Origin of the sequence: Curtobacterium sp. B8 (genome assembly GCF_000333315.1) — a bacterium.
Taxonomy (GTDB): Bacteria; Actinomycetota; Actinomycetes; order Actinomycetales; family Microbacteriaceae; genus Curtobacterium; species Curtobacterium luteum.
On record NZ_BACW01000541.1, the window covers coordinates 1 to 3,017 of the forward strand.

General features: G+C 72.4%; 2 protein-coding genes and 1 pseudogene. All 3 read right to left on the reverse strand.

Annotated elements, in window-relative coordinates:
* Positions 1–84: 84 nt before the first annotated feature.
* A complete protein-coding gene (efeB, locus tag I59_RS14315) occupies positions 85–1,446 on the reverse strand; it encodes an iron uptake transporter deferrochelatase/peroxidase subunit (RefSeq protein WP_022904456.1) in 1,362 nt (453 codons plus the stop codon).
* Positions 1,443–2,670, reverse strand: a pseudogene (gene efeO / locus I59_RS20090) (iron uptake system protein EfeO). Before efeO ends, efeB begins: the two are co-directional and overlap by 4 nt.
* The coding region (locus I59_RS14325; protein WP_031273873.1) for a hypothetical protein at positions 2,657–3,017 on the reverse strand (361 nt) is incomplete at its 5' end. The gene I59_RS14325 and the pseudogene efeO, both read right to left, overlap by 14 nt.

Consider the following 3,017-nt stretch of genomic DNA (forward strand, 5'->3'; position numbering starts at 1 on the left):
CGGTCCGTCGACACTGGTCAGCGCGAGCCGCCGGTCCGCGCGAGCCTCTGGTCAGCGCCCGCGCAGGTCAGCGCCCGCCGCAGGTCAGCGGAAGAGCTGCTCGGCGATGTACGACCCCTTGCGCGGGGCCGGTGGGACCGCGAAGACCGCCGAGCCGATGTGCGAGACGTACTCGTTCAGCCGGTCCGAGGCCCCGAGCTTCCGCTGGAGCCGCTCGAAGTGCTCCGGGTCGTTCATGAACGCGGCGAACAGCAGCCCGGCGTCGAGCTGGCCGTACTGGTTCAGGCCGTCCGTGTAGTTGTACCCGCGGCGGAGGATCTTCACGCCGCCGTTGGCTTCGTGCGCCGCGAGGGCGATGTGCGACCGGGCGTCGATCTTCGTCGTCCCGTCACCGTGCGCCGCGTGGAAGTCCGGCGTCGTGTGCTCCGATCCGCCGGAGAGCGGTGCCCCGTCGATCTTGGTCCGACCGAACACCCGCTGCTGGTCGCTGACCACGTCGGCGTCCCACGTCTCGAGGTTCATCCGGATCTTCCGGACGACCTGGTAGGTACCGCCGCGCATCCACGCCGCGCCGTCCCCGGGCTGGTCGACCCACACGAAGCGGTCGAACTCGTCGTCCGTGGTGACGTTCCGGGTGCCGTCCTTGAACCCCATGAGGTTCCGCGGGGTCGACTGCGACGGGCCAGCGGAGGCACGGCCGAACCCGAGCACCGTCCAGCGTACGGTCGCGGTGCCGCGGGCCATGCGGGCGAGGTCCCGGACCGCGTGGTAGGCCACTTGGGGGTCGTCCGCGCAGGCCTGCAGGGAGAGGTCCCCGCCGGTCAGTTGCTCGTCGAGGTTGTCGCTCGGCAGGGTCGGGATCGCGGCGAGGTGCGCCGGACGCTTGTCGGCCAACCCGAAGCGCTCGTCGAACACGCCCGGTCCGAGGCCGACCGTGACGGTGAGCGACGCCGGCCCGAGGTCGAGGGCCTCGCCGGTGTCGGCGCCGACGCCGTTGCCGTGCGCCGGCTCGACGCTGCCGACGGTCTTGCCCGCCTGCAGCTGGGCGATCGCGGCCGACCACCGGGCGAGCAGCACCTGCAGGTCCGTCGCGACCGACGTCGACAGGTCGAAGGTCATGAAGACGCAGTGGCGCTGCGGGACGGTCCGGATGCCGCCCTGCGGCTGGCCGGCGGCCGTTGCGTAGAAGGGGTGCTGCTGCGAGAGGTCGAGCGACTCGTCGCCGTTCGTGGCGGCGACGAGGGGGTTCACCCCGGTCGCGGCGGCCGCGCCGGCGATGCCGACGGCCGCGCCGACCCCGGCTCCAGCGGCGGCCAGGCCGGCGCCGAGGAGACCGCGGCGGGAGAACCCCGACGGGTGCTGCGCCGTCGCCCGGTCGGGGTCCGCCGGGTGCTGCGCCGTCGCCCGGTCGGGGTCCGCCGGGTGCTGCTCGTGCTCGGTCGTCACGCGGTGGCGACCTTCTCCGCGAGGCGCGACAGCGGGTCCTGCAGCGCCTGGACCTGCTGCGAGATCGCGTTGGCGTCGGAGCGCCGCAGGGACTCGTCCCAGGGCTTGAACCCGCCGAGGCCGTCCGCGTCGCGGTAGCTGTCCATGAGCGAGTTGGTGGCGTCGAACTGCTTCGCGATCTGCTGCGTCAGCGTCGGGTCGCTCTTCGTCAGCCCCGGCTTGAGGTACGCGAAGGCCTGACGGGCGCCCTCGACGTTCGCGGCGAGGTCGACGAGGTCGATGTGGCTGTACGCCTCCTCCTCACCCGTGATCTTGTTCGACTGGACCTCCTCGAGCAGGCCTGCGGCGCCGTTGGCGAGGTCCTCGGGCTTGTAGTCGAGCGTCGGCACGAGCTTCGCGAGGAGCCGGACGTTCTCGGTCAGCGCTGCCGCGGTCTTCTTCGTCGAGGCGGTGATCTCGCCCGCCTGGAAAGAGGTCCTTCTCGACGGCGTGGAAGCCGCTCCAGCCCACGGCGTCGTCGAGGTTCGAGGCGCGCATGTCGATGAGGTAGTCGAGGTTGCCGGCGTTGTCGGTCGCCTTGTAGCCCTTCTTGACGAAGCCGTCGACGTCGCTCTCGATGTGCTCGTAGTACGGGCGGGCGTTCGCGTAGTCGGTCTTCGCCGCGGCGACGTCGCCCTTGTCGACGTCGGCCTGCAGCTGCTCGACCGCGGTGACCATGTCCGTCACCTGGCCGTCGACGTAGGTCGCGTAGCCCTTGGTGCCGTCGGCGAGGAGCGTCGCCGCACTGCTGTTCGCGGTGTCCGCGACCTTGCCGGTGACGGTGAAGTCGGTGAGCTCGGTCGCCGCGCCGGGGCAGTACACCTGGTACTTCCCGCCGCTGAGCGTCGCCGTGAAGTGCACGGGGTCGAGCCCGGGGGCCAGGTTCTCCTTCTCGCCGAGGATCCGCTGGTCCTGCAGCAGCTCGACCTCGGTGATCGCGGTCGACGACTCGTTCTTCACCGTGAAGGTGACCGGGCCAGCGGGGACCTTCGTCGAGGACACGGCGCAGGCGTCGGACCCGTCGTTCGTCAGCGTGATGGTCACCCGTGCGACCTTGCCGGAGGAGCTCGCGTCGCCCGCTGCGGACGACGATCCGGAGGCGCAGCCGGTCAGGGCGAGCGCGGTCACGGCACCGAGCGCGCCGAGGGTGATCAGGGGACGGATTGTGGTCTTACCGAGCGGCATACGCGGGGCTCCTCGTGGGGTCAGCGGCGGGCGGGCCGCTGGGCAGGGTCGTGTCGGGGTCGGGCGCAGGGGTGGTGGTGCGACGGCGGTCGCGGAGGGCGAGCAGCAGCTGCACGACGGCGGCGCCGCCGAGCGCGAGGGGCAGCCACGCCGCCCAGAGCTGCAGTTCCGCACCCCGGGTCGCGGCGGCGGCCGCGGTCGCGGCGGCGCGCTGGGCGACGGCGTCCGGGACGCCCCACACGTCGCGGTCCAGGGTGGTGGTCCGGGCGGACGGTAGGCCCCCACCGCGCAGCGTGAGCACGTCGCGTTCCGAGCTGGTCGCGTCCAGCACGCCACCGGCGACGGTC